Here is a 14,872-nt window from a genome sequence, read left to right on the forward strand (position 1 = left end):
ATAGATCTGGATCGACAGCAGCGACAGCGCGGCGATCGACGCCATCATCAGCCGCGCGGGCTTCCAGCGCCAGCCGAGCACGACGAGCGCCGGCACGGTGCCGATCATCACCGCCTTGTCGTAGTCATTCATGTGTTCGTTGTAATGCACGAACGCATGGCCCGCGCCGACCACGAGTGCCAGGGCGAACAGCCAGTCGATGACCGACAGGCGCGCGAGGAACGGACGGTCGTCGCCCGGCCCGCACGCGCGAACCGCGGCCGGCGCGCGAAGTCGTCGAGGCAGCCGATACAGCGACGCGGCAACGGACATCATGCCGCCGCGGGACGATTGAATGGCTTTCATGAGCGTCACCAGGATGGAACCATCGGATGCAAATAAAAAGAGGCGCCCCGCCCCGGGGGAGACGAGACACCTAAACGATCGCCGCCGGCGCCGCTCGTCTGCCCGCCCCGCGGCACCTGCCGCATGTGACGCCGGTTCGGCGCCGGCGGCTCATTGCTCGACCGCCGGGCTCGCCGGGCTCGCCGGTGCGTCGGCTTCCGGCGGAAAGGCCTCGACATAGGCCGCGACCGCGCGCATGTCCTGTTCGGTCATGTTCGCGCACACCGCCTTCATGATCGCGCCGCGTGGCCGCGTGTCGGTTTCCCGGAAAACCCTCAGCTGCTTCATCACGTAGTCCGCGTGCTGGCCGGCGAGCCGGGGGAACCCGGTCATGCCCTCGCCATGCTGGCCATGACACCCGACACAGGCCGACACGCCCTTGTCCGGCAGTCCCGACACGAAGATCGCCTTGCCCGCGTCGAGCAGCAAGCGATCGCCGACCTCGCCGAGCACCGCCGGCTGGCTCGAGAAATAATCGGCGAGCTGCTCGATCTGCGCATCGGTCAGATGCGTGAAACCCCACATGTAGCGCTTCGCATTCGGATCGGCGCGCGCGTGATGCTTGAAGTCGGTCAACTGATCGACGAGGTATTCCTTGCGTTGCCCGGCGAGCTTCGGAAACATCGGCGATACCGACACACCGGTCGCGCCATGGCAGTTCGAGCACACCTGCAATGCAATGGTCTTGCCCGACACGGCCGGATTGTCGACTTCCCGCGACCGCTCCAGGTCGTGACAACCCGATGCCGCCAGCACCAGCGCAAGCCAAGCGAAATGGGTCACCTTGTTCATGTCAGCGCTCTCCCTGCCGCAATGTCCGTCGCCCCGCCGGGTGTCAGAATGAAGCCAGCCATAGATAGATGAACAGCGTGTCGTTGTCCCTTGCATTGCGTCCGTTGCCGTCGTAGTTGGTCGTCGCGCCGAGGAACTTGGTGAAGTGCGTGTACTGGATACCGATGCGCACGTGCTGATCAGGTATCCAGAATATTTCCGGCGTCCACCCCTGCGTATTCGGATGGAAGTTCGCGCTTGCCGCATAGGCGGCGCTGTCCGCGGTCCCCGTCGTATTGAAGAACGACAGGCTGACGCCGTACTTGGCCTGGTAGATGTACGACGCCTTGAGCCGCAACGAATTCAGGTTCGCCGCCGTGTTGTCGCTCACGACGAAGTTGTTGGGATCGTGAATGTTCTCGCGCACGTAGCGCGCCTGCGCGGTAATCGTGTGCGGCTCCAGCAGGTACTGGTACTGCGTGTCGAAACCGTAGTCGCGATAGCGCGTCACGCCCGTGCCGAAGATCGGGAAACTGTTCGGGTCGTTCGGATAGACGTTGACGCTCAGCCCGAACGCGCCGACCATCAGGCTGTGTGGCCCCCATTCGCGCGTCAGCGCGATGCGCGCATACGGGTTGTAGCCGCGCAGATAGACCTGCGGGTGGTCCGGGTTGCCCGCGTGGTTGCCCTTGCTCAGGAACGACCAGATGCCGTCGGCGGTGCTGTAGGCGGTCAGCTCCGCATAGACCGTCTTGTTCCAGTACAGGTAACCGCCCATGCCGACGACCTGCATCGCGAGCGCGCCCTCGATCACCGGCGTGACCGGAACGCCGGCCACCGGGCTGATCGCCGAGCCGATGTACGGGTAGCTCCAGGCCGGCGCGGTATTGAATACATCCTGCACGGTCGGGTTGTTGTGCAACGTCAGGCCGAGGATCAGATCGTTGGCCGGAGACATGATCCGGTCGACGAAGCGGAAGTCGGTGTTGTCCGATGCCCACCAGCCTTTCCATTTTCCGTTGGCATCCTGATGATCGTAGTTCGCATAGGTGAATTGCGCGAAGCCGCCGAGATGGTCGGTGATCTTCCCGGCGAGGAACACGCTCGCGAAGTCGAAGATCGGCAGGCCGTTCTTCGGCGTGACCGGATTGCCGCTGGCGTCGCTGTTGGCTCGCGTCTTGCTCATGTCGGCGACGGCCATCGCCGCGAGCGGAATCGTGCGCTCGCCCAACGTATAACCGTTCAGCTTGAACATGCGCCCGTACGGCGTCAGTTCGGGAAACTGGCCGCCGGCATGGCACGCGACGCAACTTTGTCCGGTCTGGCGCGCGAAGATCGGCAGCGCGTGCCCGACGGACGCCTGCAGCAGCGCGAGCGCCGCGATCACGATCATCCCGCCGCGATGCGCCCAGCGATGACGCGTGTCATGCCCGACAAGAAACGTTGTCATGGCGGTTTCCCTCCTCACGCCGTGTGGCCCGCGCTGCGCCGGAACGTCGCGCGATGTCTCCATTGTGCGAAGCGTCCGCGAAAACCGGCATGGGGAGACTTCCTCCATACGCGGTCTGATTCCTACTCCATCCATCTCGACGTGCGCGCTCCGCTCAGGGAACGATCCAGCCTCCATCGGCGGCAAGCGTCGCGCGATCCGGCCCGGCGAACCGCGCGATATAGCCGCCCTTCGACGCGAAGCGCTGCCCGGGCGCGAGCGTCAGGCGCGGGTAGTAGCCGGTCAGGATGCGACGTTCGAGCATGTCCTCGATGCGCTCGACGAGATACTCGCCCACGAACGCATCGACCAGATGCTTCAGCGTCTCGGCGAGCAGGCCGCATGCGAGATACGTGTCGGCCTGCACCTGCGGCGCGACCATCGGGATGTGCCGGATCGTGAACCAGCCGAATGCGTAGTCGACGCGCACGCGCCGCCCTTCGGGCAAGTCGAACGGATAGGCGACGCGCGTCACGCCGCGCCAGCGCGTCGGCAGCGGCGTGCTGTCGAGCCCGCCGAGCAGCCCCGACATGAACACCGTGTCCGACGCGGGCGGCACATGCTCGAGCGCCGCGAGGTCGGGCGGCCGCAGCCACAGCACGAGCGCATCGTCGCGCGGCATCCCGTGCAACGCATGTGCGACATCCTCGTGAGGCGCAAGCGCGCGATTCGACACCGCGATGCCGTGCGCCTTCAGCGCGGCGGCCAGCGCCTGTGCGCCCCGCTCGCCGTTGTCGCCCGCGCGATAGACCTGCCGGACCGTCTTCACCGGCCGCGCACCGGCTTCGTCCAGGATGCGCTTCGCGATCAGGTCCGACTCGAGCAGCACGCCGCGCGAGAAGTACACGGAATAGAAATCGTGATCGGTCTCGACCGGCACCTCGACGTTCGGAAACAGGCACGGCACGGCCTGCTGTTCGCAGAAGTCGTGAACGGGCGCCCAGTTCCTGCCGCCGAGCCCCGACACGACGGCCAGCACCGGCTGTCGCGCGAAATACTGCCTGAGCTGCTCATGCCACGTGTCGGGCGGGCCGGTGAGCGACCACACATGAAGCTCCCAGCGCCGATTGACCATGAACATCATTTTTCGCGTCGAGCGCAGCGGCGGCGTCGCGCCGAACGGAAACGCGTTCTTGTCCGCGAAGTAGTGCTGCAGGACGTCGAGCATGCCCGCCCGCTTCACCGGGTCCGCATCGGGCGTGACGATCGTCGCGAAATGCAGCACCGTGTCGGTCACGCCCGACGGCCGGCGGCGATCGAGGCGCTTCAGATAGGCCGTCAGCGCAACCATGTCGGCATCGCCGAGCGCGTACTGCGGCATCAGCCTGCCGAGCGGCTGGCCATCCGGGGCGGTCCCGTCGCGCACGGCCCGCGCGAGCCGTTCCTCCGTGTACGGTTCGCGATCGGTGCGCATGCCGGCAACGTACGGGATGTCGAGATCCTCGGCGGTTTGCGCGCGCGGATGCGCCAGATAGCGCCACGTGATCGGCGGGACCGTGTTGTTGCCTTCCTTCGAACCGAGGCCGCTGCGCCGGTGGCAATTGATGCAGGCGGCCGCCGCGCCGCGCAGGCGCACGCCGTCCGGATGCACGGCTTCGAGCGGCGCGCCCGAACCGAGGATGCCGCGCCGGTAGATCGCCTCGCCCGCGTCCGCCGGCGCGACGGGCACGGGCTCGACCGGCGCGACGGGCTCGGCGGGCGCCACCTCGTCGCAGCGCGCGTAACCGGCGGGCGCGCACAGCGCGGCCAGCAACATCCAGCGCGCCAGCCGGCGGCTCACGGCAAGCGGACGCGCCGCCACGAGGGCGCGCAGCCGCCGCCGGATGCCGTTCATGGCCGTGCCGTCGGCAGGCCGGCACGCGGCGGCGCCGGCGACACGCTCGCATCGATCGCGACCGAACGGCGTCCGCCCGGCGACGCGGGCCGGGTGAAGATCGCATCGTCGAGCGGCGGATTCAGCGACACCTTGTCGATGACCAGCGTGTCCCTGTTCGGGGAAGCCGCCGTATGGCTTTCGATCCTGAGCGGGATCTGCAGGCCGTCGATGGCCTTGAAATCGCTGTAGCTCACTTCGACGGTGACCGGGCCGCGCGGGCCGCGCAACTGACGGTCGAACTTCACGTCCAGGAACGTGCGGCCATCGATCCACACATGGCGAACCGCGCCGGAAGGCAGCGTCACCGCGAGGCGGTATGCATCGTGCCCGCCGATCTGGTCGACCCCTTCCAGCGCCACGCCGACGCCCTTCGCGTCGTGATCGATCAGCGGCCCGTCGATCACCTGCTCGTCACGCGCCGACCTGATCTCGTCGCTCGAATACGGCCGCGGACTCGCGCCCAGCTTCCAGCCTTCCCTGCCGTCGAAGACACGCACACTCTTCTCGTTCAATACCGTCAGCTCGAAGCGCGTCTTGTTCGGCCGCTTCATCGCGAGGACGAACGGCATGTCCCGCACGGGGGCGTTCGCGCTGTCGACATGGCCGAACCAGACCATCGTCCGGACCTTGCGCCATGCGTCGAGCCCGCCCCGCGCGGCGACATTCTTCTCGACGATCTGGTCCGCGGTGAGACCCTGCCCCGGTACTTGCTTGCACGCGCACAAGGCTGCCGCCATGCAGGCGGCGAGCACCCACGATTCGATTCGCTTCATGGCCTCGGTCCTCGCCCGATCGTCCGGCTAGCGGCTCGACACCCTGGCCGCCCCGAGCTGCGGCTTGCCGAACGACGCATCGTCCACCGGCTGATTCACCGCCACGTGATCGATCGTCAACTTGTGCGTGCCCTTCACGCCGGCAACGGCCGTCTCGAGCGTGTGCGGCACGACGATTCCCCCCTCCTTGCGGAAGTCGCGGAAGAACACGGAGACGCCGTGCGTCCTGCCGTCGAGCACGCGCGGCTCGCCGTCGATCTTCAGCTCGAGGAACGTGGCCGCATCGATCCATACGCGACGCTCCGCACGCTCTTTCGTCGTCACTTTCAACACGTAGGCGCGATGTCCTTCCACCGTTTCCGAGCCGATCAGCTGAACCGTGCTGCCCTTGCTCGCGTAATCGACGAGCGGCCCGTCCAGTTCCGCGGACTGCGCCGCCGACTTCGCCTCGGCCGGCGTGTAGGGCTCGACTTCGTCACGGCCGAGAAACGGCCGGACTTTCCAGCCCTGTGTACCGTCATAGACCTGGAACGCCGTCTGCCCGTTGAAGCGGACTTCGAAGCGACTCTTGTGCGGACGCTTCATCGTCATCACGAACGGCAGCGCGGTGTTCTTCTTGCCACCGGCCTCCATCAGCCCCGACATCGTCAGCGTGTTGACCGTGCGCCACGCTTGCAGCCCGCCGCGCGCCGCCACGTTGCGCTCGACGATCTGCGCGGCGCTCGCGTGCCCCGCCGATGCCGCCTTGGCCTGGGCGGTGCCTGCCGCCGAGGCCGCGATCGAGTCGGGCGCCAGCGCAAGCAAACCCGCCAATGAGACCGCCCCCATTGCTACCGAAAGAAACCGGGTCATGAGTCTTCTCCTGTTCCCGTGCCGCGCATCGCGGCCGCATCGTCATTCGACCAGCAGCCCGTCGATATGCAACGATCCGATGATCACGTTCACGCGTTCGCCGACCTTGACGACGTTGCCCTTGTTCGAAAACACCATCCAGTATTCCCGGCCGGCTTCGAGCCGGCCGCTTTGCCGCAACTGGCCAATCTTGTCCATCACCGGCACCTCGAGCAGCGCGTGACTCGTCTGCCCGTACAGATACGGTGTCGCGCTCCTGTCGGCTAGCCGCTTCGCCGCGGCCGGATCGGTCACGCGGTAGCTGAAACGGATCAGGTTGTCCGATGTGATGCGGTGCACCTTCAGGTTGTCGATCCCGCGCGTCACCATGAAGTAGGTCCGCGCCCGCTTCGGCAGGTCGGGCCGATACGGCGAATGCCTGGCGCCGGCCCCCGCAGTCGCCGCCTGCTGGGCCGCGACCGGCCCCGCGAGCGCGGCGGCGGCGGCAACGCAGGCGGCGACTGCGCAAAGCGCCGCCCGCCGGCGCAACAAACGTGAACGGTTCATTGCCTTCTCCATTCAAGGTAGCGTCACCAGCGGGGTGAGCGGCAAGCCACCCACGCCGCCGGTCAGCACCGTGCCGAGCGCCAGCGGATCGATCGGCAGACCGCTCACGAGCCCGGACGGCAGGAACTCGACCGCACCGATGTCGTACTTCCCCTGCTGCGGACGCGTCGTGCCGAAGAAATCATGATTCGGCGCGCCCGCCTGCGTTCCAGCGTTGATCGCGGGCGAACCTGCGCGCAGCGAGTAGTTGCCGAGCAGCACGCCATACCCGGAGCCGCCTGACGCGATCGACATGTTGAACAGCGACAGCGGGCCGTACGACATGTTGATCCACTGATTGCCCTCGTCAGGCACCGCCGACGGCAGCAGGCTGAACAGCGGGTTCGGCAGCACCGTGTCCGAGATGCCGGGCGGCACCGCGAAGCCGTTTCCGCCTCCTTCCGGCGGCACGCGCGCCCCATTGCAGTACTGGCTCACGACCGACGGGTTGGACCCGCTGTTGTTCGCGCCCGGGTAGTCGCCCACGTCGGTCAGGATCGAGTACTGCGGGCTCAGCGTGAGACCCGACTGATGGTTGCCCGGGCCCGTGTCGCCATACGCACCGATGTCCCAATAGACCGCGTTCGGATCGCAATAGCCCGTCGCATGCCCGGCCTGGTTCAACGTCGGGTTCAGCGCAACCGTGTTCTGCAGCCCGGGGATGTTCGGATTCACCCCGGACACCGTGATGAAGAACGTGCGGTTCTGCCAGAACACGTTGTTGGTCAGCACCGGGTTCGAGAACGTCGTGCAGTTCGGCAGACCTGCCGGACACGCGACGCCGGGCGCGGTGAACGCGGCGATGAAGTTCGCCGTATGCCGCGCGGTCTCGAGCCCGGCCGGCTGGTACGTCGACGTCGTGATCGGGTTGCACGTCGTTTGCGCGCCGACCGTGGTGCAGTTCGGCGGCCCGACGTTCGCCTGGCTGGCCGCATCCGTGTTGAACAGCACGCCGGCGGACGCCGTCGCGTCGTTCGACATCACGGTGTTGTTGACGAAACTCACGCGCACCGCGTCCTGCAACGACACGCCGCCTCCGCCCCAGCCCGCGACGTTGTTCGCAATGATGTTGTTGATGACGCGAACCGTGTACCAATTTGCCGCGTTGTTGGGGCTGCGCTCCACGTCCGTGCCGTTCACCTGCTGCAGCCGCAGCCCGCCGCCCTTGCCGCTCTCCGCCGTGTTGCCCATGATCAGGTTGCCGTCGATCACCAGTTGCGGCCCGATGCCGTCGGACAGTTGCGGTGCGCAGTCCACGTCGACCGTCGAGTTTTCGCAGAAGGTGCCGTCCGGCGGCACGCCCTGGGCGATGATGCCGCCGCCGTAGGTGGGCAGTGTCGGGTTGTTGCTCTGGTTGAACAGCACCCAGTTGTGCGAGATGTCGCCGGCGTAGCTGAAGCCGAAGTGCGCGACGCCTCCGCCGTCGCCGCTGCTCATGTTGCCGCACACCCAGTTGTAGTTGAAGTGATAGTTGTCGGCGCCCGAGCAGAACACCACGCCGCCGGCCGACGACGGCGTGCTCGAATTGATTTCGTCGCCGTACGCCGCGTTCGACGTCACCGAGTTGTGATGCACGTTCACGGCCTTGTTGAAGCCGAACGGAAGCTGGGTGATGCCGTCGGCCGCGATCGTGCCGTCCGGTACCTCGACCTGGCCGACCGAGATGCCGCCGGAAAGCGTGCCCGCGTTCGCGAACACACGGTTGTTCGACACCTCCATCAGATGGTTCCAGCCGTGCAGGAAAATCCCGCCGCCGCCTTGCGAGCTGTTCGTGACCGTGATGCCGTCGATGCGCGACGGATTGCACAGGAAGTTGCTCGGGTTATTCCGGCAATCCGGCGGGTTCGGCTGGAACCGCGTCGGGCCCGTGAGCGGCACGCAAATGCCGTTCGCGGTGCAGTTCGGGTCGGGTTGCGGCACGCCGCCCACCAGCACGTCCCGCACGCCCTTGCCGAGCACCGTGATGCCCGCGCCTTCGTACGCGCCCATCAGCGTCGGCTCGAGCAGCATTTCGCCGAGGTTGCCGTTCAGGTTCGCGTCCCACCCCACGGTCGGCTCGAACGGGATCGGGTCCACCTTGCGCTGCATCGCCGTCGGGCACGTGTACGTGCCGGTCGGATCGAACGGGTTCGATGCCGAGATCATCGCGCCGTTCATTGCGACACCGAACAGGCAGTCGACCTTCCTGCGCCACGCGTCCATCTTGCCCGACGGATGCGTGTTCGCGTTGATCACGACCGACGGGGCGCCGACGCCCTGCAGCCGCACCGGCTTCCACATCACGACCATTTCGTTGTAGGTGCCCGGACCGACGATGATCAGGTCGCCCGGGGTCGCGTTGTCGATCGCGGTCTGGATCGCGTCGTTGGTCGCGTTCTCGCCGTTCACGTAGGTCGGCGCCTTGCCGCCCACCGTCACGGTGACCGTATCGATCGTGTTCTTGCCGCTGGCGGTCGTGACGACCAGTTCGCCGCACGACGCCGGCGTCAGCACGCCGCGTTGATCAACGGTGCAGCTCGAGCCGATCAACGGCGTGACGACGACATGGATCTCCGAGTCGCTCCACGACTGCACTGAAGCCACGTGGCCGCCGATCGTGACCTTCCCTTGCGTCGCGCCGAAGCCATAGTGGCGCGTGACGAATTTCTGGTTGAACGGCGCGGCGGTCGCGGCTGGCCCGTTGTACGCGTTGTTCGGCACGACCTGGTCGCCGAGCGCCTTGATCGTCAACTGGTGACCGACCGCGCTGACCCACGGGCCCGCCCCTCCGCCGCTCGCGTCGCCGGTCACGCTGGCGATCGCGGGCGTGCCGTCCGGGTACGCGCAGTCGGGCGGGTTGTAGCCGGAAGCGAACGCCTGCACCGGCACCACCGGCGTGTCCATGTACTGGGTCTGGCCGGGCATGAACGGGATCTCGTAGCAGAACTGGCTGTATGCCGGGTTGAACATCGGATCGCGGATCGTCTTCCCCGGATGCGCCGGGTCGGGCATGTCCGGATCGTTCATGCACGCGACCATCATCGTCGGCGCGTAGCCGGTCGGGTTCGGCGGGTTGACCTGCCACGTCGAATAGTTCAGCCCGTTGAAGATGCCCCACGAATCCGAATACGTACGCGCCACTTCATTGCCGGCGAAGTCCTTCATCGAGATCGGCACGTTCGGCACCGCGAACTTCTCGCCGAACTGCGGCGAGTACGGATCGAACTCGGACGAGAAGTCGTCGAGCATGAAGCCGGTGTAGTGCGCGGCGACATGCGTCGAGCTGAACAGCCAGAACTTCGCGAGCGCCGACATCTCGTTCGTGAGCGTGACTTCCTTGCGGTCGCACAGGTGCCGCGATGCACCCGCGAACGGCGCGACCTCCTTCGAGCCCGGGAACAGGCTGATGTAGTCCGGCACGATACGCAGCGCGCCGACGCACGGCCAGAAGGTCTCGACACTGCCCGTGTCGCCTTCGTGCCGCGGCAGCGAGCCCAGGTCCGTCGTCGGATTCTGCGCATTGTTCGGGTTGAAGGTCGAATTCATCGCTGCCTGGTCGGGCAGGATGAAGATGTTGCCGAGGCCGCCGAACTGCTGCGTCACCGGGGCGATGTAGTTGTCGCCGATCAGGATGTTCTTGTCCTCCTCCTTCACGAGCTCGTAGCCCGGCGGCACCACCACCTCGACGACGTATTTCCCGGTCGGCAGCATCTTGGTGCCGTCGCCCGACGGATTCGCCACGCAGATCGTGCAGTTCGTGCCCGTCGGCAGGCCTGTCGACGGATCGCGCGTCGTCACGCTCGGGAACTGGTACATCCCGTCGTACGGCGCCGGCTGCACCTGGTTGAACGCATGCATGCCGTCATAGCACTTGAACTGCGAATTCGCAGGCAACGCACGATGCGTCGGGTCGAGCCACTGCGGGCTGTTCTTCAACGTATAGAAGAACGGGTCGCTCGCCTCCTGCCCCGGGCAGTTCATGTTCGGAATGCCGTCGGAGCGGAAGCCCTGCGCCCAGTCGTCCCAGCTGCTGGTCTTGGTCGTATCGACGAGCGCGAGCGTCGTCGTGCCGTCCGTCGCCGTGTCCTCCCGGTACAGGTTGACCGTCACGTTCGGAATGTCCGGCGTCCAGCTCGTGTGAATCAGCAGCGCCGGGTCGTCGAACGGCCGCGTCGACGCGTAGATCACCTCGCCCTTGATGCCGCCGTTCTCGGTCGGGCCGTACGGCTTCTTGCCGAACTCGATGAACGAATTCTGGCCGGAGAAGCCCTGCCAGCCTTCGGTCGTCACCCACGGCGGGTCGATCCGCGCGGTCGACGGGTTCGTGCCGGACTGGTCGGTGCAATCCGCGTCGTTGCAATACTTGGCACCCGGCACGCGCAGGTTCGTCGGCAGATGCGCCGTCGACGATTCGACCGTGTTGGCGAAATTCGCCGCGATGTTCGAGTTGCCGCCGCCAGGCGTGCCGTCGACCGGGCCGCCCGCGTCATACACCACGTGCACGCCCGTCTGTTTGTAGCGCGTCGTGTCGGCTTCGGCCACGTACCAGTTGAACAGCGGGAACACTTCGTTGAATCCGGCGAAGCCGTTCAGGTCCGTGTTGTTGAAATTCGAATAGCTCCCGTCGCGGAAACGGATGTTGGTCGGCACGAGCGCGAGCCCGGGCTCGCTGTCCTGCGACACGCCGTCGCCGTTCTGGTCGAAGAAGGACCGCGTATACAGATTCGTATGCCACTGCAGCACGGGGATGTCGCCGAGGTCCTTGGACTGTCCGCCCTTCAACTGTGTCGCCGTCGCCAGCCCGTCGACGATCTGGTCGTTCCACTGATCGAAGACCGTGATGCGGAACGTGCCGTCGGGCAGGCCGCTGATCTTGAACGTGCCGTCGGGATTGCACTTGGTAAAGGCGATGTCCTCCCCGTCGGTGTCGCCGACGCTCACGTAGCACTGCGTGAAGCCGAGCGAATCGCGCGAGCCCGAGCCGTACAGGTTCTCGTTCGGTGGGCGGCTGTAGTGCAGATTCGTGATCCGGCCGGCGAGCGAGTTGTTGCAGGTCGCGCCGGCGCATACCACCGGCAGCCGGTCGTTGATGATCTTCGGATTCGCGAAGCCGATCGACACGTGGAAGCCCGCGGGCCCGAACTCCTGGAAGTACGACGGGCCGCCGACCTTGATGAACGCGTCGTGCGCCTTCTGTCCGTCCAGCGTGTTGGTCTGCAGCCATTCCTCGCCGCGGCCGGTCCGGTCGGCGCCCGGCGTCGCGACGACGCCATAGCGTCCCGGCATCAGGTTCGCGATGACCGCCTGGCCGACCAGCGGCGACAGCGTCTTGCCGTCGGACTCGTACTTCGGGCAGGTCGGGATCATGCCGACGAGGCCGTCGGTCGACGTCGTCGAAATCGGGCAAGCGTTCAGGCCCGTGGCGGGATCGCGGGTGCCCTGCAGCGAATTCGACAGCGGCATGTTGAACATGTCGTAGGTCATCTGCCCGGTGGCGTCGCCGGTGCCGCCGGCATCGTCGAACAGCTTGATCTCGAACCCGCCGAGACCCGGCTCATGCGCGCTGCCGAAGGCGTCGTTGCCGCCGCTCACGTCCACTTCGCCGTTGACGGGCGCGTCGTCCTCGAACACGAATACCGAGATCTTCGCGGTCTGCAATGGCGTCTCCTGCACGAGCACGTTGACGCTCTTCTGGGCCGGCGCGATCGGCGCGCCGCCCATCGTATGACCGCAGGTGCCCGTGCCCGGCGCGAAATCCGCGCCGCCGGGGCCCGACGGGCAATCCTTCGAGATGTCGAACTGACGCTTCGGTCCGTCGGGCTTGTCCGGATCGACGGGCTGCGGGGCGCCTGCGCCATTCGAGAAGCTGTTGCCCGCGTCGCCCGGCAGGATCGAGATGTAGTAGTGCTTGGTCGGATCGAGCGACACCTGGCTCGGGTCGACCGCCACCTGTTGCGCGGCGTTCGTGCGGCACGCACCGTTGCCGATATCGCATACCGTGGGCACGTGCGTGTTGGTGGCAGGATCGAACACCGTCTGCCCCGACTCGCACGCCACCGTGCCGACGCAACCCGCCGCGACCACCGGCATGTAGCTCGTATGGAAGCTGGTGCCGAGACTCGGCACCGGCAGCGGCGGACAGTTCGCGGGGCGCGGCGTCGTGTTCACCTGGCAGGCCGGGTCGATCTGGAACGTGCGGTCTTCCTCGATGATCCAGCGGTAGTCGGTGAGCTGCACGGGCGTCTTGCCCGGTGCCGTGCTCGGCCCGTCCAGCACCTTCACGGCGAGCCCGCTGCCGCCCTTGAACGTGACGGCAACGTTCGCGGCGGCGCTCGCCGTGTTCTGCGAGTTGACCGCCGTATACTTGAAGGTCACGCCCGCGGTCGCGGCGCCGACGGGCGGCGCGCTCGGCGTCACGGAGAACGAACCGTCCGCATTCAGCGTGACGGTGCCGCCGCTGACGCTGCCCGGCACCACTGCCGCGGTGAGCGGCAGGCCGCTCGGGTCCGTGTCGTTGACGAGCACGCCCGGCGCGCCGATCTGCAGCCGCGACGCGATGTTGCTCGTGTAGCTGTCGTCGTGAGCGACCGGCGGCCCGGACAGGCAGCCGGCGGCTTGCGTGCAGGGAGCCAGCGTCACCGTCGCGGTGACCGCGGGATTGCCGTTCGCCTGATACACGAAGCTGTCCGACGTTGCACCGGCATTAGGCACGTAGTTGAACGTGCCGTCCGGGTTCAGCGTCACCGTGCCGTTGGCCGGCTTGGTCACGAGCTGCACGCCATAGACGCCGACGTCATTGGCGATCACCCCTTTCCCGGGGTCCGCCACGGTCAGCGTGTTGCCCGCCACGAGGAAGTACTTGTCGGGATTGGCGACGACGTTCTGGCCGCCTCCGCCAGCCGACGGAAGCGCGCCGTTGTTGATGCTGAGATACGCCTGCATGCCGCCGTCGCGCTGGTTGTTGGTGGACAGGCTCAGTTGCCGGTCGAACACCGGCAGCGCGGGCGCATTCAGGCCCGGCGCGGTCATCATCACGTCGTAAGTCTTGCCGGCCGCCATGAACACGGACGACTGCACGCGCGGATTGCCGGGCAGCGGATTGCCGTCCTCGGCGACGAGCGCGAAGCCGGAGACCTGCGGGGTGCCGGTTTGCGCGCCGACCACCGACGGCACGTGCATCCGCAGGCCCGCGTTGACGAAGCGCAGGAGCACCTGGCCGGTCGACACGGAAGCCGTTGCTGGGAACGACGAGCGCTCCGGATGCGTACGATCGAAAGCGACGCCGTTGATCAGGTAATAACGCGGATCGTAGTTCACGGCCGGCGGATAGCAGGTGCCGAACGATGAGGAGTGCGAATCCCCGCAGCCACCGGAAAGGCCGGACCATACCTTGGTTTCGCTGAAGCCGGTCGTCGCCACGGCCGCGGCGACCGCGGCGTTCTGCACCGGATCGATTTCGCTCAGCACGAGCGGGATGTCGGCATCGTATGGCACGCCCGGATAGGCGACCGGTCGCGACGTTGCGGACGCCGGCGGCGTGCTCACCACCAGCACGCCGTAAAGGCCCATCGGCCCCTGGATCGACGGATGGGAGCCCGATTCGATCAGGTAGGTGCCGGGGCGCAGGTTGTTCCACGTCAACGCCGTCGTCGCGCCGTGCGCCACTTCGGTCGAGAACGACTGAACCCGCGGCCCTTGCGCGGGCGGCGTAAACGTCGCACCGCTGCCGGTGCCGGCGATCGGCCAGGTCGTCGAGGTCTGGGTCGGATGCACGGGGCTCGGGGTCGACGTCGCCGTCTTGCCGAGACCGCCGCCCAGCTGGCCGACGATCACGAGCGACGTCGGCACGGAGGCCGGCAGACTGTTCGTGAGGTTGATCGTCAGCGACGCGCCGGACGGCACGGTGATCACCACCGGCGACCAGCCCGATCCGGCGCCGGGATTGGCCGCCGCACAGGTGGCCGGCGCCACGGCGGCCGCCGAGCACGTGTAGCCCCACATCGGCACGATCTCGCCGTCGGGCATCGTGGCAGTCACTGCCTTCGCCGTCAGGTTCACGGTCTGGGCGAGCGATGCCTCGCTCGCTGCCAGCAGCATCGACGCGGCGAGGCTCGCCTTGGCCAGGCGGAGAAACGTCGCCTTGAACTGGATGAATCGCATTTC

Annotated in this window: 7 protein-coding genes and 1 pseudogene; all 8 read right to left on the reverse strand. The window is 66.8% G+C overall.

Features of this window, described 5'->3' with window-relative positions:
* A pseudogene (locus tag NQV17_RS00005) lies at positions 1 to 312 on the reverse strand (c-type cytochrome biogenesis protein CcsB); the annotation flags it as partial.
* Between the two features lie 183 nt (positions 313 to 495).
* A complete protein-coding gene (locus NQV17_RS00010) occupies positions 496 to 1,176 on the reverse strand; it encodes a cytochrome c (protein WP_257767669.1) in 681 nt (226 codons plus the stop codon).
* A gap of 43 nt (positions 1,177 to 1,219) precedes the next feature.
* Positions 1,220 to 2,605, reverse strand: coding sequence for a cytochrome C (locus NQV17_RS00015; RefSeq protein WP_257767671.1), 1,386 nt, complete (start codon positions 2,603 to 2,605; stop codon positions 1,220 to 1,222).
* Positions 2,606 to 2,759: 154 nt separating this feature from the next.
* A complete protein-coding gene (locus tag NQV17_RS00020; RefSeq protein WP_257767673.1) occupies positions 2,760 to 4,478 on the reverse strand; it encodes a c-type cytochrome in 1,719 nt (572 codons plus the stop codon).
* Entirely contained in the window at positions 4,475 to 5,293 is an 819-nt protein-coding gene (locus tag NQV17_RS00025) for a hypothetical protein (protein ID WP_257767675.1), read from the reverse strand. The genes NQV17_RS00020 and NQV17_RS00025 overlap by 4 nt, the downstream gene beginning before the upstream one ends.
* Positions 5,294 to 5,320: 27 nt before the next feature.
* A complete protein-coding gene (locus tag NQV17_RS00030) occupies positions 5,321 to 6,145 on the reverse strand; it encodes an outer membrane lipoprotein-sorting protein (RefSeq protein ID WP_374692659.1) in 825 nt (274 codons plus the stop codon).
* Between the two features lie 42 nt (positions 6,146 to 6,187).
* Positions 6,188 to 6,691, reverse strand: a complete 504-nt coding sequence (locus tag NQV17_RS00035; RefSeq protein WP_257767677.1) for a hypothetical protein — start codon at positions 6,689 to 6,691, stop codon at positions 6,188 to 6,190.
* Between the two features lie 12 nt (positions 6,692 to 6,703).
* Positions 6,704 to 14,869 (reverse strand): Ig-like domain-containing protein, encoded by an 8,166-nt coding sequence (locus NQV17_RS00040; RefSeq protein ID WP_257767678.1) that lies wholly within the window; start codon positions 14,867 to 14,869, stop codon positions 6,704 to 6,706.
* Positions 14,870 to 14,872: the final 3 nt, after the last annotated feature.

Origin of the sequence: Burkholderia sp. SCN-KJ, from assembly GCF_024656005.1 — a bacterium.
In the GTDB taxonomy this organism is placed as follows: domain Bacteria; phylum Pseudomonadota; class Gammaproteobacteria; order Burkholderiales; family Burkholderiaceae; genus Burkholderia.

Excerpts from the sequence above, each read along its gene's own strand:
- NQV17_RS00010 (WP_257767669.1), bottom strand. The coding sequence starts at position 1,176 with ATGAACAAGGTGACCCATTTCGCTTGGCTTGCGCTGGTGCTGGCGGCA.
- NQV17_RS00015 (WP_257767671.1), bottom strand. The coding sequence starts at position 2,605 with ATGACAACGTTTCTTGTCGGGCATGACACGCGTCATCGCTGGGCGCAT.
- NQV17_RS00020 (WP_257767673.1), bottom strand. The coding sequence starts at position 4,478 with ATGAACGGCATCCGGCGGCGGCTGCGCGCCCTCGTGGCGGCGCGTCCG.
- NQV17_RS00025 (WP_257767675.1), bottom strand. The coding sequence starts at position 5,293 with ATGAAGCGAATCGAATCGTGGGTGCTCGCCGCCTGCATGGCGGCAGCC.
- NQV17_RS00030 (WP_374692659.1), bottom strand. The coding sequence starts at position 6,145 with ATGACCCGGTTTCTTTCGGTAGCAATGGGGGCGGTCTCATTGGCGGGT.
- NQV17_RS00035 (WP_257767677.1), bottom strand. The coding sequence starts at position 6,691 with ATGAACCGTTCACGTTTGTTGCGCCGGCGGGCGGCGCTTTGCGCAGTC.
- NQV17_RS00040 (WP_257767678.1), bottom strand. The coding sequence starts at position 14,869 with ATGCGATTCATCCAGTTCAAGGCGACGTTTCTCCGCCTGGCCAAGGCG.